The sequence below is a fragment of the Achromobacter agilis genome, from assembly GCF_900496965.1.
GTDB classification, from domain to species: Bacteria; Pseudomonadota; Gammaproteobacteria; order Burkholderiales; family Burkholderiaceae_B; genus Achromobacter; species Achromobacter agilis.
On record NZ_UFQB01000040.1, the window covers coordinates 13,064 to 39,454 of the forward strand.

The following is a 26,391-nucleotide window of genomic DNA, read 5'->3' on the forward strand; positions in this document are numbered from 1 at the left end:
TTCTGTGTTGGCGCTCAGGCCTTGACCTTGAATCCGTCGGCGTAGGCGGCGGGGTTGCTGCCGTCCCACGCCACGCCGTCGATGAGTTTCGAGCTACGCATCTCGCTGGCCGGCAGCGGCACGCCGGCTGCCTGCGCGGCCTGCTTGTAGAGCTCGATCCGGTTGACCTGCCTGGCCATCGCCAGATAGTCGGGATGCTCCTTGAGCAGCCCCCAGCGCTTGTGTTGCGTGAGGAACCACATGCCGTCGCTCAGATACGGGAAATTGGCGGAGCCGTCGGCGTAGAAGCGCATGGCGTGCTCGTCCGTCCAGCGCTTGCCCAACCCGTCTTCGTAGCGGCCCAGCATGCGGTCCACGATGCCGCTGGCGTCCGTATTGACGTAGGACTTGGCCGCGATGGTCTCGGCGGTTTTCTGGCGATTGGCGGGCGAGGCGTCGATCCACTTGCCCGCTTCGAGAATGGCGGCGGTCACCGCGCGCGCCGTGTTCGGATGGCGCGACACGAAATCCGCGCTCGTGCCCAGCACCTTCTCCGGGTGGTCCGTCCAGATGCCCTGCGTGGTCACCGCGGTGTAGCCGATCTTGTCCAGGATGGCCCGCGCGCCCCACGGCTCTCCTACGCAATAGCCGTCCATATTGCCCACGCGCATGTTGGCAACCATCTGCGGCGGGGGCACGGTGATGACCTTGGCGTCCTTCATGGGATTGATGCCGTAGGCCGCCAGCCAGTAATACAGCCACATCGCGTGCGTGCCGGTGGGAAAGGTCTGGGCGAAGGTGTATTCGCGCTTGTCGGACGCCATCAGCCTGGCCAGCGATTCGCCATCGCGCACGCCCGCCTCCAGCAGCTTGTTCGACAGCGTGATCGCCTGGCCGTTCTGGTTCAGGCTCATCAGCACGGCCATGTCCTTCTTCGGTCCGCCTATGCCCAGGTGCACGCCGTAGACCAGGCCATAGAGCACGTGCGCCATGTCCAGTTCGCCGTTCATGAGCTTGTCGCGCACGGCGGCCCAGGAGGCTTCCTTGGAAGGGGTGATCGTCACGCCGTGCTTCTTGTCTATGCCCAGCACCGAGGCCATCACGACCGAGGCGCAGTCGGTCAGCGGGATAAAGCCGATCTTGACCTCGGTTTTCTCGGGCGCGTCGGTGCCGGCCGCCCAGGCGCCCGCGCGCACCAGCGGATCGACCAGCGACAGCAGGCTGGCGCCGGCCACCGCGCGCGCCGTGCCGCTCAGCCATTTGCGGCGTCCGGCGTTGGCGCCGGGGTCACCGCTCCTGGCGGCGTCGGACGAAGGGCTACGGGTCACTGGCGTCATGCATGGCTCCTGGCGAAAAAAAACGTCCCGCGCGCCACGGAACCCAATCCGATGGCGCTGCGGAACGTCGTTGTCCCTTGCCGCGGGTTGCGGCGCATTGCGGCGGGCAACCTTCGTTGGCCGCCCGATTCCACTCAAGCAAATGCCGTGCCAGACATGAAAAACCAGGGCCCGATGGGCTGCCGGGCCGCATTCGCCCTGGCTCGGGCCAGAATCCCGGTGCGCCGTTCGAGATACTGGAAAACAGGGCGCGAACCAACTTGGTGCGAAGCCGGTTGCGGCGGCGCACCATCCGCGTGCGGTCCGCGCTCCGCCGCTGTGCGCGCGGACCGGGCGCCGCCGCCGCCGGACGCGATGGCATGGAACTTGCATGAGTGCCCTCATCAGGGGGGAATCTCATGCTGAAGGTCATGCTGCTTAACGATGGTGAAGGACGCGCGGCGTCGCTGCGGCAGACGCTTGCAGCGGCGGGCCTGCATGTCGTAGCGGAAGTGGCGCCCGGCACGGATCTGGCCGCCGCCATCGCGCGGGCGGCCCCCGACGTGGTGCTGATCGACAGCGACGCCCCCGGCCGGGACACGCTGGAGAACGTCTGCGTGGCCAGCGAGCACAGCGACCGTCCGGTCGTGATGTTTACCGACAACGGCAACCGCGAAACCATACGGGTCGCGTTGCGCGCCGGCGTCGCGGCCTATGTGGTGGGCGATGTGCCCGCCGAGCGCATCGAACCGCTGCTGACGGTGGCGATCGAGCGTTTCGCCATGGAAAAGTCGCGGCGCGAGGAATTGCGCGAAGCGCAATTGCGCCTGGCCGACCGCCGCTGGGTGGAACAGGCCAAGGGCATCCTGATGCGGTCGCGTTCGATTCCCGAGGACGAGGCCCACGGCCTGTTGCGCCAGCGCGCCATGCAGAGCCAGAAACGGCTGGGCGAGGTCGCCCGCGAGGTGGTCGAGCTGAGCCAATGGCTCGGCAAATCCTCTTAATAAGCTTTGGTTATATGAAATAAAGAAATCAAAAGTTGTGGGGATGAAACCCCATCCCTATGATCCAACGACACTCTGCCGGGTACGCCCGAGGCTGGCATCCATGAAGCTTTTCCCGATTTTTGCCGATCTGAAAGACCGGCTCGTCCTGGTCGTAGGCGGCGGCGCGGTCGCCGAGCGCAAGACGCTCGCCCTGCTGGAAGCCTCGGCCGATGTGCTCGTCGGCGCGCCGGAACTCACGCCGGCGCTGGCCGCCCTGGCCGCCGAAGGCCGCATCCGCCACCTGCCCGGCCGGTTCGATCCCGCCTGGTTGGACGAGGCCTGGCTCGTGGTCGCGGCCACCGACGACCGCGAGGCGAATGCCGCGGTGTCCGAGGCCGCCCGGGCCCGGCGCATTTTCAGCAACGTGGTCGACGACCCGGAGCTCTCTTCCTTCCAGGTACCGTCGATCGTCGACCGCTCTCCGGTCATCGTCGCCATTTCCTCGTCCGGCGTGGCGCCGGTGCTGGCGCGGCGGATCCGGGAACGCATTGAATCGTTGTTCGACCATACCCTGGGCCAATTGGCCGGGCTGGCCGCCCGCTACCGCAAACCCATCCGGGCCAGCCACCCCGACCTGGGCGCGCGCCGCCGCTTCTATGACTGGTTGCTGGACGGCCCGGTAGCCGGCTTCCTGCGCCAGCAGCAGCCCGTCCGGGCCGAGCAAGCGCTGACCGCCGCCCTGGCGACCCCGCTTGCGCCGGCCGAGGGCAGCGTGGTGCTGGTCGGCGCCGGCCCCGGCGACCCCGGGCTATTGACCTTGAAGGCGCTGCGCGCGCTGAACGAAGCCGACGTGATCCTGCATGACCGCCTGGTGAGCGACGACGTCATGTCGCTGGCGCGCCGCGATGCCGAACGCGTGCCGGTGGGCAAGCTGCCCGGAGAAAACCATCACGCCACGCAGGCGCGCATCCACACGCTGCTGGTGGAACATGCCCGCGCCGGCCGCCGCGTGGTGCGGCTCAAGGGCGGCGACGCCTTCATCTTCGGCCGGGGCGGCGAAGAACTGGAATATCTGCGCGCGCATGGCGTGCGCTATGAGGTAATCCCGGGCATTACCGCCGCGCTGGCCTGTGCGGCCTACGCCGGCATCCCGCTGACCCACCGGGAACACGCTCAGTCCGTGCGCCTGGTGACCGCGCACTGCCGCGAAGACGAAGACAACCTGGACTGGCCCGCTCTGGCGCGCGAAAAACAGACCCTGGCCTTCTATATGGGGGTGGGGCAGCTGGATCTGCTGACCCAGCGCCTGCTGCGCCACGGCCGCTCGCCGGACACGCCCTTCGCGCTGATCGAGAACGGCAGCCGGCCCGCCCAGCGCGTGCTGTCCGGCACGCTGGAACGGTTGCCGGCCCTGGCCGGCGAGCACGGCATCCAGTCGCCCGCCCTGCTGATCGTGGGCGAGGTCGCCGGACTGGCGCCGCAACTGCAATGGTTCGGGCGGCACATCGACGGCCGCCAGGAGAAAATCGCGGCCTGACGGCCGGCGCGCGGCCCGTCGCCGCCTTGGCGTTGGCTACTCGGTCTTTTGCGTCGTGCCGAAGATGCGGTCGCCGGCATCGCCCAGGCCCGGCATGATGTAGCCGTGCTCGTTCAGGCCGTCATCGATGGACGCCGTGTAGATGTGCACGTCCGGGTGCTTGGCCAGCACGGTGTCGATGCCGACGGGGGCGGCCACCAGCACCAGCGCGCGGATTTCCTTACAGCCGGCCTTCTTGAGCAGGTCGATCGCGGCCACCATCGAGCCGCCGGTGGCCAGCATCGGATCGACGATCAGCGCCAGGCGCTGGTCCAGCTCGCCCACCAGGCGTTCCAGGTAAGTGTGCGCTTCCAGTGTCTCTTCGTTGCGGGCCACGCCCACCACGCTGACCTTAGCGCCGGGAATCAGGCTGAGCACGCCGTCCAGCATGCCGATGCCCGCGCGCAGGATCGGCACCACCGTGACTTTCTTGCCGGCGATCTTCTCGACCTCCACGGCGCCGCACCAGCCCTCGACGGTGGCGGGCGCCAGCGGCAGGTCCTTGGACGCCTCGTAGGTGAGCAGCGCGCCGACTTCCTGAGACAGCTCGCGGAAGCTCTTGGTACTCAGGTCGGCGCGGCGCATGATCCCGAGCTTGTGGCGGATCAGCGGATGGCGGATTTCATGCACGGGCATGTGCGTAACACTCCAGAATATTGATATACAGGGATTTCGCCCCAGGCGGAACCGTAGCGGCGCGGCGCATCTGCGGCGCCCGCCGTCGAACCACACGTGAGAATCGTAACCGGGTTTGGGGCCTGCGCGCGCTTTTTGGCGCCGGCAGGCCCCGGGCGGGAATGGTTGCTTTTTCCTATTGTTCGGCGAGCCAGGCAATGAGCGCGTCGTCGAAGGCCCGGACGGCGCCGGCCTGTTCGTGGTTCACGATGCTGACCACCACGTAGCGCTTGCCGCTGGCGCCCAGCACGTACCCGGCGATCGAACGCACGTCGCGCAGCGATCCGGTCTTCAGGTGGGCCATGCCTATCGTGCCGTTGCCCTTGAGGCGGCGGCGCACGGTGCCGTCCACGCCGGCGATCGCGAACGAGGAAATGTACTCGGGCATGACGGGCGAGTTCCAGGCCAGGGTCAGCATCGACGCCAGGCTGTCGGCGGAGACCCGGGCCTCGCGCGACAGGCCGGCCCCGTTGTCGATGACCAGCTCCGGCATGTCCAGGCCCTGCTTGGCCAGCAGCCCCTTGGCCACGGCCTCGCTGCTGGAAACGGTGGCTGGCCGCCGGCCGCGCTCGGCGCCCAAGGTCAGCAGCAGGGTGCGGGCCATGACGTTGTTGCTGCGCTTGTTGATCTGACGGATCGCCTCGGACAGCGTGGGCGAGTCATGGGTGGCCAGCACCACCGCGTCGGGCGGCACCATGCCGGAACGGACCTGCCCCTTGAACGTGCCGCCCAGTTCCTTCCAAAGCATGCGGAACACTTCCGTGGCGTAGTCGGGCTGGGACAGCGCCAGGCGGTACAGGCTGAATTCGCCGCAGGACCCCGCCACCTTGCCGTTCACGCGGATCGTCACGCCCTGCTGGGTGATCACCGGATCGGTCGTCACCACGGGCGGGCCGGGGCAACGGACATCGCTCCACTCGACGCGGCCTTCGATCTTCAGGCCCGGCAGCGGCGGGTCGATCAGCGGCACCCATTTATTGGCAACGGGATCCGGCGTGAACAGCAGGCGCAAGGCGCCGAACCCCACCATCAGGGCGTCCGGGCTGGCGTTGTACGCGCGGTCGGGCGCGCCGTCGAAGGCCCCGGGGTCGGTCGCGACCTGACCAAAGATGCTGCGGTCGATGACCAGATCGTTGATCTGCTTGACGCCCTTCAGGCGCAGCTCGCGCAGCAGCACCCAGAGGTCCTGCAGCAGGAATTGGGGATCGCCGCCGGCCCTCAGGTACAACGGGCCGGCCAGCACGCCCTTGGCGTCGGGCCGCGCGCCGGGCGCCGCCATGAACTCGGTGCGCCAGACATAGTTGGGCCCCAGCTCGGAAAGCGCGGCCCAGGTCGTCACCAGCTTCATGACCGACGCGGGGTTGCGGGATTCCTTGGCGTTCAGCGTCGCCAGGCGCGGCCCGCCCACTTCCTGCACCACCAGGGACAAGGCGCTGTCGGGCAGCTTGGTGGCCTTCCAGGCGTTCACCACGTCGGGCGGCAGGCCAGGCACCTGGGCGCAGGCCGCACCCGCGACCAGGGCCAGCAGCCCTCCCGCCAGCCACCGCTTCAGTCCGCCCCTACGCTCGTTCGCTTGTCCCGTCATGCCACGCCCACCCGGTTGCTCGTCCAGCAAAACCGAGAGCATACAAAACCTGGAGCGCTTGCGGGCGCGGCGGGGGGCCCTTTTCGCTGCCGCGCCGCCCCAAAGCGAAAAAGCCCCCCTCTCGGGGGGGCGGCGGGCCCGCGCAACCCGCCCTCTTTATTGCTTTTGGAGTTTCCACTTCCCCGAGGCCACGGTCGCCATCACCAAAGCGCGCTCGTCCAGCCCGTTGTGGTCCGTGGGGCTCATCGTGACGACACCGGTTGCCGTGGGCAGGTTCTTAACGTTTTCCAGCGCGTCGCGCAGCGCCGCCCGGAATTCCGGCGTGCCGGGCTTGGCCGATTTCAGCGCGACCGGAATCGCCTGCTGCAGCAGCAGCCCAACGTCCCAGGTATAGGCGGCGAACAGGGACACGCTGCCCGGGCCGTTGGCGGCCTCGTACTTCTTGGCGAAGGCCTGGGCCGTGGCCTTAACCGGGTTGTCGTCGGGCAGCAGGCCGGCCACCATCACCGGGCCCACCGGCACCCAGGCCCCTTCGCAGGCGGAGCCGCACACGCGCAGGAAGTCGTTGTTGGCCACGCCATGGTTGAAGTAGATCTTCCCCTGGTAGCCGCGCTCGCGCAGCGCCCGGGCCGGCATGGCCGCGGGCGTGCCCGAGGCGCCGACCACCACCGCGTCCGGCGACAGGCCCGTGATCTTCAGGGCCTGGGCCACCGCCGAGGTATCCGTGGGCGCAAAGCTCTCCTTGCCCACCACCTCGATACCGTGTTTCTTGGCTGCCTTCTCGATTTCCACCCAGAAGGTCTCGCCCAGCGCATTGTTGAACCCGATGAAGGCCAGTTTCTTCACGCCGTTGGCCGCCGCGTGGCGCGCGATGCCCTCGGCCATCAGGGAATCGGAGTGCGGCGTCTTGAATACCCAGCGCCGCTTGTCGTCCACCGGGTCGATCAGCCGGGCCGACGAGGCCAGCGTGATCACCGGCGTGGCGCCGGCGGCGACCGTGTCCAGCATGGCCATGGTATTGGGCGTGGTGCTGGACCCGACGATCAGGTCCACCTTGTTCTCCGAGATCAGCTTGTGGGAATTGCTGACGGCTCGGGTGGTGTCGGACGCGTCGTCCAGCACCACATATTCGACCTTGACTCCCCCGATCTCGGTGGGCAGCAGGCTGATGGTGTTGCGTTCGGGAATGCCCAGGGATGCCTGAGGGCCGGTCGTGGACAGGGTGGCGCCTATCTTCACTTGAGCCAGCACGGGCGAGGCGCCCAGGGCAAACAGGGCGGCCGCCAGCGCGGCGGCGGTCAGGGTGCGGCGAGGGGTCATGCGCGGTCTCCTTTGGTGGGCGGATGTCGTTATGCGTTACGCCGATCCGCTACGGCGTGGAACGCTGTTGTTATACGGCGGGAACGTCTTTGCGGACCAGGCCCGACAGGGGCATGGCCTGCTCCATCAGGCGCTGCATGGAATCCAGCACCAGGTCCTGAGGCATGAGCCCGAAATTGTGCAGGCTCATGACGTGGTCCAGGCCCATTTCGGCCAGCCGCGCCAGCTTGCCGGCCACCGTGGCCGGCGATCCGAACAGCGACAGGCCGCTGGCGATGATGTCGTCGTACACCTGCTTGCGGGCGTACAGGCGGGTCTCCACGTACAGATCGAAGGCGCGGGCCGCGCGCACGCGGGCGTCTTCGTCCGTGGGCGCCACGTGCGTGTGCAGGGCCACGGCCGCCATGCCGGCGGCGTCCTCGATGCCCGCCTCGGCCAGTCCGCGGCGGTAGTCCTGCATCATCTGTCCGATTTCCTCGAAATCGTCCACCGCGGCGTAGGGCACGAACAGCATGCGGCGGCCCTGTCGGCCGACGTGGTAGGCGGCCTCGCGGCGCAGGATGGCCACGTACAGGGGCACCGGATCCTGCACCGGCCGCACGTTCAGGCGCACCTCGCGGATCGTATTGAACTTGCCCTCGTGCGTGACGCACTCGCCTCGCAGCAGGCGTTCGACCAGCATCAGGTTTTCGTCGAAACGCTCCCGCTTGGCCGCGGGATCCAGGCCATAGCCGTCGAACTCGTGCTTCAGGTAGCCCGACCCGACCCCCAGCGCCAGCCGGCCTTGTGAAAGCTGGTCCACCAGGGCATAGTTTTCCGCCACCGTCAGGGGATTGTGGAAGGTCAGGATAGAGATGGCGGTGCCCAGGCGCAGCCGGCTCGTCTGCTGCGACAGCGCCGCCAGGAAGACGGCCGGATTCGGTACCGCGCCATATTCGTGGAAGTGGTGCTCCGCCACCCAGAAAGTGTCGTAGCCCAGTTGCTCCGCCCGGCGCGCCTGTTCCAGCACCTGGCTGTAGAGCTGGCCCAGCGTGCGCGGCTGGGACGGATAGTGGTCCTGGACCGAGAAGATGGACATCTTCATGGTTTGTCTCCGGATTTGTCCGCGACCGGCGGCTGATGTATTTTTTAGTGATACACGTATTCTAATAAGAGACGAATCGATGTCAACAAACAGCAGCACCGGGATCCAGTCCGCCGAAACCGCCCTCGACGTCCTGACCCGGCTGGCCGATCTGGGGGGGCGCCCTGTCCGTGTCGGAACTGGGGCGCAGCCTGGACATGCCCCGGGCGAAGGTGCACCGCTATCTCGTATCGCTGGAACGGCGCGGCTACGTCGAACAGGATCCCGCCAGCGCCCGCTACCGCCTCGGCCCGCAGGCGCTTCATACGGGCCTGGCGGCCCTGGCCGACGTGGATTTCGTGAAACTGGCGGCGGGTTGCCTGGACGGCCTGAGCGCGTCCATCGGCCAGACGGTGTTCATTTCGGTCTGGGGCCAGCACGGCCCCACCATCGTGCAATGGCGCGACGCGCGGCTGCCGGTGACCGTCAACGTGCGGGTGGGTTCGGTGCTGCCGCTGCTCAACAGCGCCACGGGGCGGGTCTATGCCGCCTGGCTGCCCGAAACCCTGGCCCTGCCCCGCGCGCTGTCCGAATGGAACGCGCTGCTGGGCCAGGCCCCCGACGCGGCCCGGCGCCATGACGCCGCCCGGGCGCTGGACGCGGACGAACCGCCGGGCGACCCCGCCGGCGCGCTGCGCCGGCAATGGCAGGCCACCCGCGAGCGCGGCTACGCCAGCGTCAGCGGCCACCTGCTGCACGCCATCGACTCGGCCGCGGTGCCCGTGCTGGATGCCCAGGGCCATCTGGCGGGCGCCATCACCGGCCTGGGGCTGCACGGTGCGTTCGACCTGGCGCCGGAGGGCGAGCCGGTGCGGGCGCTGATCGCGGCGGCGGCCGGCTGCTCGCGCCGGCTGGGGTGGAAACCCGCGGCTTGAAAGAGCCCCGGCGCAGCGCCCCGCCCCCCGCCACGCCGCGGCCAGGGACCGGCCGCTTTACAATACCGGGTTGCCCCGGGCTCGCCCGGCTCGCCTTTGTCTTCATTTCGCCGCCCTTTTCCGGACGGATACCCGCGTGACCCAGTCCCTCACCGTTTCCGATTTCAACTACGACCTGCCGCCTGAGCTCATCGCCCAGACGCCCGCCGCCGAACGCACGGGCAGCCGCCTGCTGCACCTGGACCGCGCCGGCCAGCTGCACGACCGCCAGTTCGCCGACCTGGCCACGCTCGTGCGTCCGCAGGACCTGCTGGTCTTCAACGACACCCGCGTCATCAAGGCGCGCTTGAACGGCCACAAGATTACGGGCGGGAAGGTTGAGGTGCTGGTCGAGCGCATCACCGAACCCGACCGCGTCCTGGCCCACGTGCGCGCCAGCAAATCGCCCGGCGCCGGCATGGTGCTGCGGCTGGCCGACGCCTTCGAGGCCACGGTGCTGGGCCGCGAAGGCGAGCTCTTCGACATCCGCTTCCCCGGCCCGGTGCTGGACCTGCTGGACGCCCACGGGGCGACGCCGCTGCCGCCCTACATCACGCACCAGGCCGATGCCGGCGACGACGAACGCTACCAGACCGTCTACGCTCGCGAACCCGGCGCCGTGGCGGCCCCCACCGCCGGCCTGCACTTCGACCAGCCCACCCTGGAGCGCCTGGACGCCCAGGGCGTGGCGCGCGCGTTCGTTACGCTGCACGTGGGCGCGGGCACCTTCCAGCCCGTGCGCGTGGACAATCTGGCCGACCACGTCATGCACGCCGAGTGGTTCACCGTGCCCCAGGCCACGGTGGACGCGATCGCCGCCGCCCGCCGCCAGGGCGGCCGGGTCATCGCCGTCGGCACGACCAGCGTGCGCGCCCTGGAATCCGCCGCCGCCCAGACCGAAGGGCGCACCGCGCCCGGCCTGCCGCTGGCCGCCGCCCAGGGCGACACCCGCCTGTTCATCACCCCCGGATACCGGTACCGCGTCATCGACGCCCTCGTCACCAATTTCCACCTGCCCCAGTCGACCCTGCTGATGCTGGTGTCGGCGCTGGCCGGCGTCGAACCGATACGCCGCGCCTACGCCCACGCCGTCGCCGAGCGCTACCGCTTCTTCAGTTATGGCGACGCCATGTTTATCGAGTCCCCCGCCCTATGACCGGACTGAATTTCGAACTGCTCGCCACCGACGGCGGCGCCCGCCGCGGCCGCATCACGCTGAACCACGGCGTGGTCGAAACCCCCATCTTCATGCCCGTGGGCACCTATGGCAGCGTCAAGGCCATGCTGCCGCACGAACTGAAAGAGATCGGCTCGCAGATCGTGCTGGGCAACACCTTCCACCTGTGGCTGCGCCCGGGCACGGAAATCATGGAAAAGCACGGCGGCCTGCACGGTTTCATGCAATGGGACAAGCCCATCCTGACCGACTCGGGCGGTTTCCAGGTGTTCAGCCTGCAGGGCATGCGCAAGATCACCGAGGAAGGCGTGAAGTTCGCCTCCCCGATCGACGGCGCCCGCCTGTTCCTGACGCCGGAAGAATCCATGCGCATCCAGCGCTCGCTGAATTCCGACATCGTCATGGTGTTCGACGAGTGCACGCCCTATGAAATCGACGGCCGGCCCGCCACGGTCGAAGAAGCCGCCCGCTCGATGCGCATGTCGCTACGCTGGGCGCGCCGCTCGCGCGAGGAGTTCGACCGCCTGGGCAACCCCAACGCCCTCTTCGGGATCGTCCAGGGCGGCATGTACGAATCGCTGCGCGACGAATCCCTGGCCGGGCTGCAGGAGATCGGCTTCCATGGCTACGCCATCGGCGGGCTGTCGGTCGGCGAGCCCAAGGAAGACATGATGCGCATCCTGGCGCACGTCACGCCCAAGCTGCCTGCCCAGGCGCCCCGCTACCTGATGGGCGTGGGCACGCCGGAAGACCTGGTCGAGGGCGTGAGCCGCGGCGTGGACATGTTCGATTGCGTCATGCCCACCCGCAACGCCCGCAACGGCTGGCTGTTCACCCGCTACGGCGACGTCAAGATCCGCAACGCCAAATACCGCGACGACACCCGCCCGCTGGACCCGAGCTGCAGCTGCCACACCTGCGCGAACTTCTCCCGGGCCTACCTGCACCATTTGCAGCGCGCCAACGAAATCACCGGGGCGCGCCTGAACACCCTGCACAACCTGCATTTCTACCTGACCATCATGAAAGAAATGCGGGAAGCCATCGCCGAGGGACGCTTCGACGCCTGGCGCGCCCAGTTCGCGGCCGACCGCAAGCGAGGGGTGGATTAGAATTTCAGGACCTATATACAATAGTCGGCTTGCCCTATCCATGGCTCGCGCGGGGATGGGCGCAGAAAAACATAAACACGACCCCCCAAACATACTAAACGCAGGAGAATTCAATGTCCGTTATCGATACCGCCAGCCTCGTCGTGGCGCAAGCCGCCCCTGAAGGCAATGCGCTGATGGGCATGCTGCCCATCATCCTGATGTTCGTGATCCTCTATTTCCTGATGATCCGTCCCCAGATGAAGCGCCAGAAGGAACACCGCAACCTGATCGCCGCCCTGGCCAAGGGCGACGAAGTGGTCACCGCCGGCGGCATGCTCGGCAAGGTCACCAAGGTCAACGACAGCTACGTTACGGTGGAAGTCTCGGAACTGGCCGACAAGCCCGTCGAAGTGATCATGCAGAAGTCCTCGGTCTCGACCGTGCTGCCCAAGGGAACCATCAAGGCCCTGTAAGCGTCCCAACGGAGCCCTTATCGGGCTCTTGCGCTTGATGGCAAGTCCCGCCGCCCGCCGCGCCCGCCGCTCGGGCGGCCCTTTTATCACTCTCACATGAAGTAGCCGGCAATGAACCGCTATCCTCTCTGGAAGTACATTACGGTCCTGATCGCGGTCCTCATCGGCCTGCTGTACACGCTTCCCAACTTCTACGGCGAGTCCCCCGCCGTCCAGGTTTCCAGCGCCAAGGCCACCGTGAAGGTGGACACCGCCATGCTGGGCCGGGTCGAGCAGGTGCTGGCTGACGCCAAGATCCCCAACGAAGGGGTCTACTACGAACAGAATGGCACGCTCGGCACCGTGCGCGCCCGCTTCACCTCGACCGACCTGCAACTGCAGGCCCGCGATCTGCTCGACCGGTCCCTCAACACGGTCGCCGGCGATCCCCATTACACCGTCGCCCTGAACCTGCTGCCCGCCTCGCCCACCTGGATGCGCGCGATGGGCTGGTTCGCGCCCAAGCCCATGTACCTGGGCCTGGACCTGCGCGGCGGCGTGCACTTCCTGCTGCAAGTGGACATGCAGGGCGCCCTGACCGCCCGCTACGATTCCCTGGCCGCCGACGTGCGCTCGGTGCTGCGCGACCAGAAGGTCAACGTGGCCGGCGTCGAACGCTCCGGCCTGGGCGTTGCCGCCACCTTCGCCAACTCGTCCGACCGCGACCGTGCCATCTCGGCCCTGCGCAGCCGCCTGCCCGACCTGGAGTTCACCGAACGCGAGGAAAACGGCAAGCCGCTACTGATCGGCGCCCTGAACCCGGCCGCAGTGACCCGCGTGCAGGATTCCGCGCTGAAGCAGAACATCAACACGCTGCACAACCGCATCAACGAACTGGGCGTGGCCGAACCGGTCATCCAGCAGCAAGGCAGCGACCGCATCGTGGTCCAGCTGCCCGGCGTGCAGGACGTGGCCAAGGCCAAGGAACTGCTGGGCCGCACCGCCACGCTGGAAATCCGCATGGTCGACGACTCCCCCGCCGCGCAGGCCGCGCTGCTGGGCGGCACCGTGCCCTTCGGCCTCGAACGCTACAACGATCGCGACGGCCGTCCGATCCTGGTGCGCCGCCAGGTCGTCCTGACCGGTGAAAACCTGCAGGACGCCCAGCCCGGCCGCGACTCGCAAACCCAGCAGGCCGCCGTCCACCTGACGCTGGACTCCAAGGGCGCGCGCATCTTCCGCGACGTCACCCGCGACAACATCGGCAAGCGCATGGCCATCCTGCTGTTCGAGAACGGCAAGGGCGAAGTGGTCACGGCTCCCGTCATCCGCAGCGAGATCGCGGGCGGACAGGTGCAGATCTCCGGCAGCATGAGCTCCGAAGAAGCCGCCGACACCGCGCTGCTGCTGCGCGCCGGCGCGCTGGCCGCGCCGATGTCCATCATCGAAGAACGCACCATCGGCCCGAGCCTGGGCGCCGACAACATCTCGAAGGGCTTCCATTCGACGCTGTACGGCTTCCTCGCCATCGCCGTCTTCATCGTTTTGTACTACCACCTGTTCGGCGTGTTCTCGACCATCGGCCTGACCCTGAACGTGCTGCTCCTGCTGGCGCTGCTGTCCATGCTGCAAGCCACGCTGACGCTGCCGGGCATCGCCGCCATTGCGCTGACACTCGGCATGGCCATCGACTCGAACGTGCTGATCAACGAGCGCATCCGGGAAGAGCTGCGCGGGGGCGCCTCGCCGCAGCAGGCCATCCACCACGGCTTCGAGCGCGCGTGGGGCACCATCCTGGACTCCAACCTGACGACGCTGATCGTGGGCCTGGCGCTGCTGGCCTTCGGCTCGGGCCCGATCCGGGGCTTCGCCGTGGTGCACTGCCTGGGCATCCTGACCTCGATGTTCTCGTCGGTGGTGGGCGTGCGCGCGCTGGCCAACCTCTGGTACGGCCGCAAGAAGAAGCTCACGTCGATCTCCATCGGTGAAGTCTGGAAACCGAAGACCAACTGAACATCCGCGCGGGCGGCATAGCCGCCCGCCACCGATAAAGCCGAAGGCGAAAAATGGAATTTTTCCGTATTCACCGCACCATCCCGTTCATGCGCCACGCGCTGGTGCTGAACATCATCAGCCTCGTCACCTTCGTGGCGGCGATCTTCTTCATCCTCACGCGCGGCTTCCACCTGTCGATCGAATTCACCGGCGGCACGGTCATGGAAGTCAACTACGCCCAGACGGCGCAGCTTGAAAACGTGCGCGGCGTCGTCTCCAAGCTGGGCTATACCGATTTCCAGGTGCAGAACTTCGGCACCTCGCACGACGTCATGATCCGCCTGCCCCTGCAGGAAGGCCAGACCTCGGCCACCCAGAGCGAAACCGTCATGGCCGCGCTGAAGGCCGCCGACTCCGGCGTCGAACTGCGCCGCGTGGAGTTCGTGGGCCCGCAGGTGGGCCAGGAACTGCTGCACAACGGCCTGATGGCGCTGCTGGTCGTGGTCATCGGCATCATGGTGTACCTGGGCTTCCGCTTCGAATGGAAGTTCGCCGTCGCCGGCGTGATCGCCAACCTGCACGACGTGGTGATCATCCTGGGCTTCTTCGCCTTCTTCCAGTGGGAATTCTCGCTATCGGTGCTGGCGGGGGTGCTCGCGGTGCTGGGCTACTCCGTGAACGAATCCGTGGTCATCATGGACCGTATCCGCGAAAACTTCCGCAAGTACCGCAAGGCGGACGTGCAGGAAGTCATCAACAGCGCCATCACGCAAACGATCTCGCGGACCATCATCACCCACGGCTCCACGCAGATGATGGTGCTGGCGATGCTGTTCTTCGGCGGCCCCACCCTGCACTACTTCGCCATGGCCCTGACCATCGGCATCTGGTTCGGCATCTATTCATCGGTGTTCGTCGCCGCCGCGCTGGCCATGTGGATGGGCGTCAAGCGCGAAGACCTGATCAAGCCCATCAAGAAAGAAGGCGAGGAAGGCGAAGCCGCCTGAGCCCTTTGCCCTTGCCCGAAACCCGCCACACCAAGGCGGGTTTTTTTTGCGCGCGCGGATCGTTCGGGCAATGCCGCTTGATCAACACATAAGTATGCGCTAATGTGTTGCCATGATCGAAAACGACATTTTCAAGGCGCTGGCCGACCCGACACGCCGCGCGATCTTCGAAAAGCTGGCCACGGGCGGCATGAACGCCAGTGCCTTGCGCGCGGGCATGGAGATCAGCCAGCCGGCCATGTCCCAGCATCTTGCGGTCCTGCGCAAGGCCAGGCTGGTGCAGGAAAGCCGGCAGGGCCGCTACGTCAACTATCAGGTCGATCCAGACGGCCTGGCGCACATCGCCGGATGGCTGGCGAAGTACCGCGCCTATTGGCCCGCCCGCATCGACGCCCTGAACGCCTTGCTCAAGGACATGGACCAATGAACGAGACCAACGCCGAAAGCCGGCCGCAAGACATCGTGCTCGAATACGAACTCGATGCGCCCCCGGAGCAAGTCTGGCGCGCGATCAGCATTCCCGAGTTTCGCGAGCAATGGCTGCCCGGCCGGGCCCTGGCCAGCGCCGAGCCCGTGGCCTCGACGCCCTCGGAGGAAGTCCGCTACCGGATGCGGGACGACGAACCGCCCTTCCTCGAAAGCCTGGTGACGCTCCAGCTCCGGCCCGCGGCCGGCGGAGGCACCGTCCTGCGCATCATTCACGCGCTGGCCGACGCGCGACTCGAGCGCGTCGTCCGCGGCGCCGCGAACGACGCCGGGCCCTTCCTCATGCGCGCGGCCTGAACCTCGGCCGGGCGCGAAGCATCCGCAACACAGGAGATCGTCCATGCAGGACGTTATGCAATATGTGCCGATGGTCGTCGAGCAGTCCGGCCGCGGCGAACGGTCCTTCGACATTTATTCGCGGCTGCTGCGCGACCGCATCATTTTCCTGAACGGCGAGGTCAACGACGCCGTGTCCGCGCTGGTCTGCGCGCAGTTGCTATTCCTCGAATCGGAAAACCCCACGAAGCCGATCCATCTGTACATCAACTCGCCCGGCGGCGTCATCACCAGCGGCCTGGCCATGTACGACACCATGCAATACATCACGGCTCCGGTGCATACCCTGTGCATGGGAACCGCCCGCTCGATGGGGTCGTTCCTCCTCATGGCGGGCGAGCCCGGCGAACGCTGCGCGCTGGCCAACGCCAGCATCCACGTCCACCAGCCGCTGGGCGGTTTCCAGGGCCAGGCATCGGACGTCCTCATCCACGCCGAGGAAATCCGGCGGACGAAGGACCGCGTCACCCGGGTCTATGCGCAGCACTGCGGGCGCAGCTACGAAGAGGTCGAGCGCACGCTGGACCGCGACCGCTACATGACCGCCGAAGAAGCGCTGGAGTGGGGGCTGATAGACCGGGTCCTGAAACGGCGAGAGTTCGGCGGCTGAGGTGTCTGGCTGGGCTACCATAGCCAGACTATGAAACTCGCCATCGATCACCTCGTCATCGCCGCCGCGAACCTCGCCAGCGGCACCGAGTACGTCGCCGGATTGCTCGGCATCGCGCCGGCCGGCGGCGGCGCCCATCCGCGGATGGCCACCCACAACCGGGTTCTGGGCATGGCCGGCGGCCTCTACCTGGAGGTCATCGCCATCGACCCGGACGCCGAGGCGCCCGCGCGGCCGCGCTGGTTCGGGCTGGATCAGGATGCCGTGCGCGCCCGGCTGGAACAAGGGCCCTACCTGGCCCACTGGGCGGCCCGCGTCGAAACCCCGCTGGACCTCACGCAAATGCAGGCCGAACATCCGGACCGTCTCGCCCCCGCCATCCCCATGTCGCGCGGCAGCCTGCGCTGGCGGCTGACGGTGCCTGACGACGGCAGCCTGCCCGCCTGGCGCGAAGCCGGCCACGCCGCCGGCGACGGCCTGCTGCCCACGCTGATCCAATGGGACGTGCCGGATTATCCCGGCGTGAGCCTGCCGCGCCATGACCTGGCCCTGTTGCAACTGACCGGCCGCCATCCCCAGGCGGGGCTGCTGCGCCAGGGCCTGGCCTGGATGGGCGCCGACCACCTGATCCACCTGGAACAGGCCGACGGCCCGCCCCGGCTCAGCGCAACAATCGAAACGGCGCAGGGCGTCAAGATCCTGGCCTGAACCTTACACATCATCCGGAGACCCACCCATGCCCGCCCCCCGCAAGCGCTTCGACGAAGATCCCTACCTGGAACGATGCGACGCCACCGTAGTCGCGGTCGGCCCTGACGGCATCGAACTCGACGAAACCGTCTGCTATGCGCGCAGCGGCGGGCAAGCGGGCGACAGCGGCACGCTGACGCTGGCCGATGGCCGGGTGCTGGCCCTGGCGGACACGCTATACGCCGACGACCGCCAGCGCATCCTGCACGTGCCCGACGGCGACGCGCTGCCCCAGGTGGGCGAGCGCGTGTCCGTGGCCGTCGATTGGCCGCGGCGCCATCGGCTCATGCGCCTGCACACCTGTCTGCACCTGCTGGGGTCGCTGGTGCCCGCGCCCGTGACCGGCTGCAATATCTCGCCCGACTCCGCGCGCATCGACTTCGACCTGCCCGAATCCACGCTGGACAAGGCCGACCTGACCGAACGCCTGAACGCGCTGATCGGCTCGGACCTGGGCGTCAGCATCAACTGCATCACGCCGGAGCAATTGGCAGCGGAGCCGGACTTGGTGCGCACGGTGGGCGCCGCCCCGCCGGCCGGCACCAGCAGCATCCGCATCGTCGAGATTCCCGGCGTGGACCGCCAGCCCTGTGGCGGCACGCACGTGGCCAACACAGGCGAGATCGGCGCCGTGGTCGTGACCAAGATCGAAAAGAAAAGCCGCAGCAACCGGCGCGTGGTGGTGAACTTCGCGGGAGAACCCAACCTTCCGCGTGTCTGACAGCCCAATCTTCCGCGTGTCTGACACCCGAGGAGATGGACGCCGCCATACTCTGGCGCTGGCGGGTGTCTGACACCGGCCGTATCTGGACGGCTGTTCATTCAAAGTCAGCCGGTGTCAGACACCCGGGAAGACTGTTTCGTGGTCGAAAGACCGTCTCATACGGGTGTCAGACACGCGGAAGATTGGGCTGTCAGACACGCGGAAGGTTGGGCTGTCAGACACGCGGAGCATTGGGCTGCCACCACTTCCATGGCGCGCGCAGCGGCCATTGGTACCTGGCGTCCAGCACGCGGGGCGCGAGCACATGGCCGACCAGCACCGCGATGCCCGCGGCCGTCATCACGTCGGACAGGTAGTGGTCCAGGTTGACCAGCCGGCTCATGGCGACCAGCGCCGCCAGCAGCAGAAAGACCCAGCGCCAGCGCGGCGCCAGGATGCCCAGCACCACGGCCACGGCGAACGCCGCGTAGGTATGGCTGGACGGAAATGAATTGAAGAGCTGCGCGCGGGAGAACGACTCGCCCAGCCCGTAAATGCCCTTTTCGAAGAAGAGTTCGGGCCGCGCCCGCGCCACCGAGCGCTTGAGCACCAGCACGACCAATCCGCCCACCGCCATGGTGGAGAGCATCAGCAGGCTACCGCGCGCCATGCTGGCGTAGCTCATGCGCACCGGATTGCTCCAGCCCCGCGCCAGCCCGACCAGCCCGATCACATAGAAGGCCAGCGCCACGCCGATATAGGGGCCGCTTTCTCCCAGTTCGCCGATCCACTCGAACGATTCGTTCACGCCCTCGGTCACCGACTGTTTGATCCAGATGGCCAGCGGCAGGTCTATCCATCGGGCGCAGGCGCCCGCGGCCAGCGCGAGCGCGCAGCCCAGCAACAGCCAGGTCAATGGCGAAAAGGGATTGTGGAAGCGGTCCCGGGCGGATGCGCCTTTCGCGGCATCGATCGCGGGAGCGGCTACCGGAGGCGTCAGGGGGTTGGTGTTCATCGGTGCCGCATCAGGAGAATGAGAAATATTACTGGAGTCTGAATCCCAGTCAGATCGCTATCGTAACGGCCGCGGCGCGCAAGACCAAGAAACAAATTTCACGCAGGGGTTAAAATTCGCCGTTTCCCATCCTCCAGCCCCCGGGATCTACACCCGTCACGGCGACCATCATGCAAGAAACCTCCATCAAGCGCGCGGCTGCCCCGCGCGACGGCGCGAACGCCGCCCTTCCCGCCGCCGGCACCGGTTCCCCCCGCAAGCTGTACATCCGCACCTTCGGGTGCCAGATGAACGAATACGATTCGGACAAAATGGCCGACGTACTGCGCGACGACCAGGGCCTGGAACTGACCAACGACCCGGAAGAAGCCGACGTCATCCTGTTCAACACCTGTTCGGTGCGCGAGAAGGCGCAGGAAAAAGTCTTCTCCGACCTGGGCCGCGTGCAGCACCTGAAGAAGACCAATCCCAACCTGGTGATCGGCGTGGGCGGCTGCGTGGCCAGCCAGGAAGGCGAGGCCATCGTCAAGCGCGCGCCCTACGTGGACGTGGTGTTCGGCCCGCAGACGCTGCACCGCCTGCCCGAACTGATCCAGCGCCGCCGCGCCGAAGGCCGCTCGCAGGTCGACATCAGCTTTCCCGAGATCGAGAAGTTCGACAACATGCCGCCGCCGCGCGTCGACGGTGCCACGGCCTTCGTCTCGATCATGGAAGGCTGCAGCAAGTATTGCAGCTTCTGTGTCGTGCCCTACACGCGCGGCGAGGAAGTCTCGCGTCCCTTCGAGGATGTGCTTGTCGAAGTCGCGGACCTGGCCGACCAGGGCGTGAAGGAAGTGACCCTGCTGGGCCAGAACGTGAACGCCTACCGCGGACGCATGGCCGACACCGCCGAGATTGCCGACTTCGCCATGCTGCTGGAATACGTGCATGAAATTCCGGGCATCGAACGCATCCGCTACACCACCTCGCACCCCAAGGAAATGACCCAGCGCATGGTGGACGCCTATGCCCGCCTGCCCAAGCTGGTGTCGTTCCTGCACCTGCCGGTGCAGGCCGGCAGCGACCGCGTGCTGGCCGCCATGAAGCGCGGCTACACCACGCTCGAATTCAAATCCGTCGTGCGCCGCCTGCGCGCCGCCCGTCCCGACCTGACGCTGTCCTCGGATTTCATCGTGGGCTTCCCGGGCGAGACCGAGGAAGACTTCGAAAAAACCATGAAGCTGATCGAGGACGTCGGTTTCGACACCTCCTTCTCGTTCGTATATTCCCGCCGCCCGGGCACGCCCGCCGCCGACCTGCACGACGACACGCCCCAGGACGTGAAGCTGCGCCGCCTGCAGCGCCTGCAGGCGCTGATCAACGAGCAGGCGGCCGCGATCGCCCGCGACATGATCGGCACGCGCCAGCGCCTGCTGGTGGAAGGCCCCTCGCGCCGCGACCCGAACGAACTGATGGGCCGCACCGAGAACAACCGCATCGTGAACTTCGCCGCGCCCGCGCGGCTCATCGGACAAATGGTCGACGTCATCATCACCGAAGCGCACACCAATTCGCTGCGCGCGCGGGTCGCCGACGTGGACCGCGTTTCCCAAGAGGCCGAATGACCACTCCCCGCTCCCGCGCCCGCCGCAGCATGCCCGCCGTCGTTGTCCTGGACGGCGACAACACCCACCTGGCCAATCTGTGCGGCCCGCTGGACGAAAACCTGCGCCAACTGGCCGACGGCATGAACGTCAAGCTCACGCGCCGCGGCAGCCGGGTCACCATCGAAGGCGAATTGGCCGAACTGGCCGCCCGGGTGGTGCGCCGCTTCCATGAGCAGGCCGTGCACCGCGCCCTCTCGGTCGACGATATCCAGCTGGGGCTCGTCGAAATCGGCGTCGGCCGGCAGGAAGAAGCGCTAAAGGAAGAACTGTCCCAGGAACTGGACCCGCTGCCCGCCCTGGACGACGAAAGCGACGGCATCGCCCTGCGCACCAAGCGCAGCGACCTGCGGCCCCGCACGCCCCGCCAGCGCGACTACCTGAACAACATCCTCAAGCACGACATCACGTTCGGCGTCGGCCCCGCCGGCACGGGCAAGACCTGGCTGGCCGTCGCCTGCGCCATCGACGCGATGGAGCGCGACACGGTGCAGCGCCTGGTGCTGACCCGCCCGGCGGTCGAGGCCGGCGAACGCCTGGGCTTCCTCCCCGGCGACCTGGCGCAGAAGGTCGACCCGTACCTGCGGCCGCTGTACGACGCGCTCTACGACCTGATGGGTTTCGAGAAGGTGCAGCGCCTGTTCGAAAAGCAAACGATCGAAATCGCCCCCCTGGCCTACATGCGCGGCCGCACGCTGAACCATGCCTTCGTCATCCTGGACGAAGCGCAGAACACCACGCCGGAACAGATGAAAATGTTCCTGACGCGGATCGGCTTCGGCAGCAAGGCCGTCATCACCGGCGATCCTTCGCAGGTCGACCTGCCGCGCGGCCAGGACAGCGGCCTGGCCCATGCGGTGAAGGTCCTGCATGACGTGCAGGGCATCGCCACCACCCGATTCACCAGCCGAGACGTCGTGCGCCACCCCCTGGTCGCGCGTATCGTCGACGCCTACGACCGCGCAGCCGAAGATGAAGCCTGACCTGTCCCTGGCCGTCCAGTACGGCGTGCAGGAAGACCGCCTGCCCCGCTGGCGCCTGCGCCGCTGGGCCGAGCGGGCGCTGGCCGGCGCGGCCGAAGACGGCCTCGTCGCGTTCTCCGCCGCGGAACTCAGCCTGCGCCTGGTCGGCGCGGCCGAGGGCCGGCGCCTGAACCGCGACTTCCGCGGCCGCGACTACGCCACCAACGTGCTTACGTTCGAGTACGGCGTGGACCCGCTGGGCGTCGCACGCGGCGACATCGTGATGTGCGTGCCGGTGCTGGTGCGCGAGGCGCGCGAACAGCGCAAGGCGTTGCTGGACCACGCCGCCCACCTAACCATCCACGGGGTGCTGCATTCGCTGGGCTACGACCACATCAAGGCCCGCGACGCCAAGCGCATGGAAGCGCTGGAGACCGCCACGCTGGCCGCCATGGGTATCGAAGACCCCTACGTCGCGCCCTGAGCAGCCCCCTTGGGCAAAAAAAGCCGAAAAATGGCGTCCAGCAAGGCGCAGATGGCGGGGGTTACCCTCATTTCGGGCCTTGCCGTTACAAATTGGAAGCCAGTTTCGGTTATGCTGGGTCTTCCGCAACCTGTCCTCCCGGACGATGTCTGACCCTTACCCTGCTCCCGAAGCGACGCCTGCTCGCTCATCCAAACCCGCCACCAAATCCCTTCTAGACCGCCTGCTTTCCCTTGTGCGCCGCGAGCCCGAGGACCGCGAAGGCATCAAGGCCGTTCTGGAAGCCGCGCACGACCGTCAGCTGCTCGACGCGGAGTCCTACAAAATGATCAAGGGCGCGCTCGCCGTGTCCGAAGGCACCGTGGGCGACATCATGGTCCCGCGTTCGCGCATGGACCTGCTCGACGTCACGCAGCCCATTCCGTATCTCGTGGCCTCGGTGATCGAAACCGCGCATTCGCGCTTTCCCGTCTACGAAGGCGACCGCGACAACATCATCGGCATCCTGTTGGCCAAGGACCTGCTGCGCTGCATGCTGGAACCCGACATCGAATTGCGCAAGCTGGTCCGGCCGGCCGTGTTCATTCCGGAATCCAAGCGCCTGAACGTGCTGTTGCATGAGTTCCGCGCCAGCCGCAACCACCAGGCCATCGTCATCGACGAGCACGGCGGCATTTCCGGCCTGGTCACGATGGAAGACGTGCTGGAACAGATCGTCGGCGACATCGAAGACGAATTCGACGAAACCGAGGAAGACTCGATCTTCCCCGAAGGCGAGAACCAGTGGCGCGTCCTGGCGGCCACCGACATCTCGCACTTCAACGAAGTCTTCGGCTGCCAGCTGCCCGACGACGAATACGACAGCGTCGGCGGCTGGATGGGCGGCCAGTTAGGCCGCATCCCGCGCCGCGGCGATACCGCCGAGTTCGACGGACTGCGCCTCGAAGTGGCCCGCGGCGACGCGCGCCGCGCCATCTGGTTGCGCGTCAAGCGCAACGCGCCCCAAGCCTCCCTGCCCCCCTCCCACGCATGACGAGTTCCCCGCGCGGCCGTATCCTGCGCGGCGCTGCCGGCCTGTTGCTGGCGGGCGCCGTGCATGCCCTGACTTTCTCGCCAGGGCCCCTGCCCGGCTGGGCGCTGGCGACGACCCAGATCCTGATGCTGGCCATCGCCGCGCGCGTAACGCTGTATGCGCCCTCCGCCAAACAGGCATGGGCGCGCGGCTGGCTGTTCGGCTTCGCCACGTACGCGCTGGGCCTGTACTGGATCTTCATCAGCCTGCATCGCTACGGCGATCTGTCCGCGCCGCTATCGGTGGCCGCGGTGCTGGCCCTGTCCGCGTTCCTGGCCCTGTTTCCGGCCACCGCGAGCGCACTGGCGCGCCGCTATGCGCCGCTTTCGCCGGATTCGCCTCCCTCGCGCATCCTATCCAGCACCCTGGCCTGGGCCGCGATGTGGGCGGCGTTCGAATGGCTGCGCGCGGTCCTGCTCACGGGCTTCCCGTGGCTCAACATCGGCTATGCGCAGGTCGACGGCCCGATCGCGGGCTGGGCGCCGCTGCTCGGCGTGCACGGCATGGCCTTCCTGTCCGCTTTCGCCGCCGCCGCGGTCGCCAGCCTCTGGCAGCCCTCGAGGAAGGCGGGAATCCGCTCGCGCCACGCCCTGGCCGCGGGGATCGCGCTGGCCCTGGCCGCCGCCGGCTGGCCGTTGTCGCGCATCGACTGGTCCTCGCCCGCCGGCGATCCGCTGAACGTTCGCCTGGTCCAAGGCAACATCGAGCAGTCCCAGAAGTTCGACCCGGCGCTGCTCGAGCAAAGCCTGATCCGGCACCTGGACCTGACGGCCATGCCGCCGGCGCCCGGCGTGCCCGCTCCGCAACTGGTCATCCTGCCGGAAACCGTGCTGCCCATCTTCCAGGACCAGCTCGATCCGCGCATCTGGGACACCTGGCGCGGCCTGGCCGCTCAGCGCAATACCGTCATCGCCATGGGCGTGCCGCTGCATGACCGTGTGAACGGCCGCGATCGCTACACCAACAGCGTCGTGGGCTTCGACGGCAATACGCCGCTCGACCAGCTCCTGACGGGCAGCACCGCGATGCGCTACGACAAACGCCACCTGGTGCCCTGGGGCGAATATGTGCCCCCCGGCTTCCACTGGTTCGTCGACATGCTGAACATCCCGCTGGGCGACTTCGACCGCGGCGCGCGCCGCCAGACGCCGTTCGCCGTGGGCGGCCAGCACATCGCGTTCAACATCTGCTACGAAGACCTGTTCGGGCCGGACCTGCTGCCCGCCCTGCAGCCCGGCCCCAATGGCGAACCGGGCGCGACGATCCTCGTAAACGTCAGCAACCTGGGCTGGTTCGGCGATTCCTGGGCGCTGCGCCAGCACCTGCAGATCGGCCGCCTGCGCACGATCGAAACGGCCCGGCCCATGCTGACCTCGACCAACACCGGCATTACCGCCGCTATCGATGCCAAGGGCCGCGTGGCGGCGCAACTCGCGCCGCAGCAAGCCGGCGTGCTGCCGGTGGCCGTGCAGGGCATGACGGGTTTGACGCCCTACGCGCGCTTCGGCGACAAGACGGCCCTGGCCCTGATCGGCCTGGCGCTGATCGCGGCCGTCGGCAGCGGCCGCAAGGCCCGCCGCCGTTAAGGCGCTTCAAGCGAACAGGTTGGCCGGAAGCGCCCCATTCTCCTCGGACGGGCGCAACGGCCCCGTCCCGGCGCCCGTCTGCTCGATCGCCTCGGCGATCGCATCCATATCCTCGCTGTCCAGTTCGAGCTCCGCGGCGCCAAGCAGACCATCCACCTGGGCGGCGTTGCGCGCCCCCACGATCGCCCCCGTCACGCCGGGCCAGGCCAGCGTCCAGCCGGCCGCCACGGCGGCGACCGTCGTGCCGTGGCGCTCCGCGACCGGCTTGAAGGCTTCGGCCAGCGCCAGGTTGCGCTCGATGCTGGGCGACGCGAACTCCGCATTGCGCGAGCGCCAGTCATCCTGGGGCAAGGCACGGGCACGGTCCACGCTGAAGCGGCCGCTCAACAGACCGGACTGCATCGGGCTGTAGACGATGACGCCCGTGCCGTTGCGGGCGCACCAGGGGATCAGGTCGCCGCCCGCCGCGCGCTGGATCGCCGAAAACGGGGGCTGCAGCGTGTCCACATGGCCCAAGGCCTCGGCATCCTGGATCTGCGCCAGATTGTGGTTCGACAGCCCCACCGCCCGGACCTTGCCCTCCTGTTTGAGGTCCAGCAATTCCTGCCAGTACGCCTCGAGCGGGGTGCCGTCGCCCGCCGGCCAGTGCATCTGATAGAGATCGATGCGCTCCACGCCCAGACGCCGCAGCGAATCCTCGATTTCCCGCCGGATGCTGTCCGGGGTGCCCGTGCGCCGGGGCATGGCCCGCGGCTGTTCGGCCGACCAGGTCAGGCCGCACTTGGTGAAAACATAAGGCCGCTCGTCGGGCGCCATCTGCGCCAGCGCGCGCCGCACGATTTCCTCGGAATGTCCCAGCCCGTAAACAGCCGCGGTATCGATCCAATTGATGCCCCGCTCCACGGCCCGCCGGATGGCTTCGATGGAATCGGTGTCGTCCTGCGGGCCCCAGCCCACTGCCCAGCCATTGCCGCCGATGGCCCAGGCGCCCAAGCCGATACGGGTGACCGACATCCCGGTGCGGCCCAGCGGGCGCGTGGGAAAAGATGTTTTGCTGCTCATCGCGCGATGTCCATGTCTTGATATCCATTCCCATATGCCGCTGCCGGCAGGCCACGCCGCCGCGGAAAATCCCGCGGGGCAGCAAAAAAATTTCCGTTCACAATAGCATTCCCGCAAGCCCTTGATTTACCTGGGCTCCGGGCATACGGCGGTTTTCCGGTTTGCGCAAAAAAAGTGCAAAACCTGGCGTTAAAAGTCTTCCTGCCCCCTTTTTTTCGCAACTTTTTTGTTTTTTGCCGCAAAGCGACTTGCACACCCAATTCAGTTCGTGCATAATCTCGTTTCTTCGCCAACGGCACTAAACAAAACCGGCAACGAAAGACGAAAAAGCAGTGGAAACGCACCATAAAACGTGCAGATTCAAAGGCAGATTCGTACGACGTTGGACGGGATTGAATAGAAGAACGGGGGTATAGCTCAGCTGGGAGAGCGCTTGCATGGCATGCAAGAGGTCAGCGGTTCGATCCCGCTTACCTCCACCAG

Annotated in this window: 26 protein-coding genes and 1 tRNA gene; 19 read left to right on the forward strand and 8 right to left on the reverse strand. The window is 67.3% G+C overall.

What is annotated here, in order from left to right:
- Nucleotides 1–14 precede the first annotated feature (14 nt).
- The gene (locus tag AGI3411_RS28825) at nt 15–1,316 is read right to left on the reverse strand and encodes a CmpA/NrtA family ABC transporter substrate-binding protein (protein WP_129530729.1); all 1,302 of its coding nucleotides are present in this window, start codon (nt 1,314–1,316) and stop codon (nt 15–17) included.
- A 398-nt stretch (nt 1,317–1,714) separates the two neighbouring features.
- Between AGI3411_RS28825 and AGI3411_RS28830 the strand changes: the two genes are divergently transcribed.
- Together AGI3411_RS28830 and cysG are read left to right on the forward strand one after the other, a co-directional pair.
- Nucleotides 1,715–2,299, forward strand: a complete 585-nt coding sequence (locus AGI3411_RS28830) for an ANTAR domain-containing response regulator (protein WP_129530730.1) — start codon at nt 1,715–1,717, stop codon at nt 2,297–2,299.
- Between the two features lie 103 nt (nt 2,300–2,402).
- On the forward strand, nt 2,403–3,818 hold the full coding sequence (cysG, locus tag AGI3411_RS28835; RefSeq protein ID WP_129530731.1) for a siroheme synthase CysG: 1,416 nt from the start codon (nt 2,403–2,405) through the stop codon (nt 3,816–3,818).
- 36 nt (nt 3,819–3,854) lie between these two features.
- Here the strand turns inward: cysG and upp are convergent, their stop codons facing one another.
- The 4 genes from upp to AGI3411_RS28855 form a co-directional block, all read right to left on the reverse strand.
- Nucleotides 3,855–4,493 carry a uracil phosphoribosyltransferase gene (upp, locus tag AGI3411_RS28840; protein WP_129530732.1) on the reverse strand — a complete coding sequence of 213 codons (639 nt, stop codon included), beginning with the start codon at nt 4,491–4,493 and terminating at the stop codon, nt 3,855–3,857.
- 175 nt (nt 4,494–4,668) lie between these two features.
- On the reverse strand, nt 4,669–6,117 hold the full coding sequence (dacB, locus tag AGI3411_RS28845) for a D-alanyl-D-alanine carboxypeptidase/D-alanyl-D-alanine endopeptidase (protein ID WP_129530733.1): 1,449 nt from the start codon (nt 6,115–6,117) through the stop codon (nt 4,669–4,671).
- 156 nt (nt 6,118–6,273) lie between these two features.
- Nucleotides 6,274–7,437: an ABC transporter substrate-binding protein gene (locus AGI3411_RS28850; protein ID WP_129530734.1), complete on the reverse strand. Its 1,164-nt coding sequence runs from the start codon at nt 7,435–7,437 to the stop codon at nt 6,274–6,276.
- Nucleotides 7,438–7,507: 70 nt separating this feature from the next.
- Entirely contained in the window at nt 7,508–8,521 is a 1,014-nt protein-coding gene (locus tag AGI3411_RS28855; protein WP_129530735.1) for an LLM class flavin-dependent oxidoreductase, read from the reverse strand.
- 170 nt (nt 8,522–8,691) lie between these two features.
- Between AGI3411_RS28855 and AGI3411_RS28860 the strand changes: the two genes are divergently transcribed.
- From AGI3411_RS28860 to AGI3411_RS28910, 11 genes are all read left to right on the forward strand, one after another.
- Complete coding sequence (locus AGI3411_RS28860) at nt 8,692–9,435, forward strand: IclR family transcriptional regulator (RefSeq protein WP_244240479.1); 744 nt, start codon at nt 8,692–8,694, stop codon at nt 9,433–9,435.
- Between the two features lie 136 nt (nt 9,436–9,571).
- Entirely contained in the window at nt 9,572–10,630 is a 1,059-nt protein-coding gene (gene queA, locus AGI3411_RS28865) for a tRNA preQ1(34) S-adenosylmethionine ribosyltransferase-isomerase QueA (RefSeq protein ID WP_129530736.1), read from the forward strand.
- A complete protein-coding gene (tgt, locus tag AGI3411_RS28870) occupies nt 10,627–11,763 on the forward strand; it encodes a tRNA guanosine(34) transglycosylase Tgt (RefSeq protein ID WP_129530737.1) in 1,137 nt (378 codons plus the stop codon). Before queA ends, tgt begins: the two co-directional genes overlap by 4 nt.
- 113 nt (nt 11,764–11,876) lie before the next feature.
- Nucleotides 11,877–12,218: a preprotein translocase subunit YajC gene (gene yajC / locus AGI3411_RS28875; RefSeq protein ID WP_013395762.1), complete on the forward strand. Its 342-nt coding sequence runs from the start codon at nt 11,877–11,879 to the stop codon at nt 12,216–12,218.
- Nucleotides 12,219–12,329: 111 nt separating this feature from the next.
- The gene (gene secD, locus AGI3411_RS28880; protein WP_129530738.1) at nt 12,330–14,210 is read left to right on the forward strand and encodes a protein translocase subunit SecD; all 1,881 of its coding nucleotides are present in this window, start codon (nt 12,330–12,332) and stop codon (nt 14,208–14,210) included.
- Nucleotides 14,211–14,263: 53 nt separating this feature from the next.
- A complete protein-coding gene (gene secF, locus AGI3411_RS28885) occupies nt 14,264–15,199 on the forward strand; it encodes a protein translocase subunit SecF (protein ID WP_129530739.1) in 936 nt (311 codons plus the stop codon).
- Between the two features lie 112 nt (nt 15,200–15,311).
- A complete protein-coding gene (locus tag AGI3411_RS28890; protein WP_129530740.1) occupies nt 15,312–15,626 on the forward strand; it encodes an ArsR/SmtB family transcription factor in 315 nt (104 codons plus the stop codon).
- On the forward strand, nt 15,623–15,982 hold the full coding sequence (locus AGI3411_RS28895) for an SRPBCC family protein (protein ID WP_129530741.1): 360 nt from the start codon (nt 15,623–15,625) through the stop codon (nt 15,980–15,982). Before AGI3411_RS28890 ends, AGI3411_RS28895 begins: the two co-directional genes overlap by 4 nt.
- Before the next feature lie 43 nt (nt 15,983–16,025).
- Nucleotides 16,026–16,631, forward strand: coding sequence for an ATP-dependent Clp protease proteolytic subunit (locus tag AGI3411_RS28900; RefSeq protein ID WP_129530742.1), 606 nt, complete (start codon nt 16,026–16,028; stop codon nt 16,629–16,631).
- A 30-nt stretch (nt 16,632–16,661) separates the two neighbouring features.
- Nucleotides 16,662–17,339: a VOC family protein gene (locus AGI3411_RS28905; protein ID WP_129530743.1), complete on the forward strand. Its 678-nt coding sequence runs from the start codon at nt 16,662–16,664 to the stop codon at nt 17,337–17,339.
- A gap of 28 nt (nt 17,340–17,367) precedes the next feature.
- Nucleotides 17,368–18,102, forward strand: coding sequence for an alanyl-tRNA editing protein (locus AGI3411_RS28910; RefSeq protein ID WP_129530744.1), 735 nt, complete (start codon nt 17,368–17,370; stop codon nt 18,100–18,102).
- 217 nt (nt 18,103–18,319) lie between these two features.
- Here AGI3411_RS28910 and AGI3411_RS28915 read toward each other — a convergent pair whose 3' ends face one another.
- Nucleotides 18,320–19,099 (reverse strand): phosphatase PAP2 family protein, encoded by a 780-nt coding sequence (locus tag AGI3411_RS28915; RefSeq protein WP_129530745.1) that lies wholly within the window; start codon nt 19,097–19,099, stop codon nt 18,320–18,322.
- A 170-nt stretch (nt 19,100–19,269) separates the two neighbouring features.
- On the opposite strand from AGI3411_RS28915, the gene miaB reads away from it, so the two are divergent.
- From miaB to lnt, 5 genes are all read left to right on the forward strand, one after another.
- Nucleotides 19,270–20,703 (forward strand): tRNA (N6-isopentenyl adenosine(37)-C2)-methylthiotransferase MiaB, encoded by a 1,434-nt coding sequence (miaB, locus tag AGI3411_RS28920; protein WP_129530746.1) that lies wholly within the window; start codon nt 19,270–19,272, stop codon nt 20,701–20,703.
- A complete protein-coding gene (locus tag AGI3411_RS28925) occupies nt 20,700–21,725 on the forward strand; it encodes a PhoH family protein (protein WP_129530747.1) in 1,026 nt (341 codons plus the stop codon). Before miaB ends, AGI3411_RS28925 begins: the two co-directional genes overlap by 4 nt.
- The gene (gene ybeY / locus AGI3411_RS28930) at nt 21,715–22,188 is read left to right on the forward strand and encodes an rRNA maturation RNase YbeY (RefSeq protein WP_129530748.1); all 474 of its coding nucleotides are present in this window, start codon (nt 21,715–21,717) and stop codon (nt 22,186–22,188) included. Before AGI3411_RS28925 ends, ybeY begins: the two co-directional genes overlap by 11 nt.
- A 145-nt stretch (nt 22,189–22,333) precedes the next feature.
- Nucleotides 22,334–23,221, forward strand: a complete 888-nt coding sequence (locus tag AGI3411_RS28935) for an HlyC/CorC family transporter (RefSeq protein WP_129530749.1) — start codon at nt 22,334–22,336, stop codon at nt 23,219–23,221.
- Nucleotides 23,218–24,846, forward strand: coding sequence for an apolipoprotein N-acyltransferase (gene lnt, locus AGI3411_RS28940; protein ID WP_129530750.1), 1,629 nt, complete (start codon nt 23,218–23,220; stop codon nt 24,844–24,846). Before AGI3411_RS28935 ends, lnt begins: the two co-directional genes overlap by 4 nt.
- A gap of 6 nt (nt 24,847–24,852) precedes the next feature.
- Here lnt and AGI3411_RS28945 read toward each other — a convergent pair whose 3' ends face one another.
- Entirely contained in the window at nt 24,853–25,908 is a 1,056-nt protein-coding gene (locus tag AGI3411_RS28945) for an aldo/keto reductase (RefSeq protein ID WP_129530751.1), read from the reverse strand.
- A gap of 97 nt (nt 25,909–26,005) precedes the next feature.
- Nucleotides 26,006–26,182, reverse strand: coding sequence for a hypothetical protein (locus AGI3411_RS30210; protein ID WP_165359306.1), 177 nt, complete (start codon nt 26,180–26,182; stop codon nt 26,006–26,008).
- 132 nt (nt 26,183–26,314) lie between these two features.
- Between AGI3411_RS30210 and AGI3411_RS28950 the strand changes: the two genes are divergently transcribed.
- Nucleotides 26,315–26,390, forward strand: a tRNA-Ala gene (locus tag AGI3411_RS28950).
- The last annotated feature ends 1 nt before the right edge of the window (nt 26,391 follow it).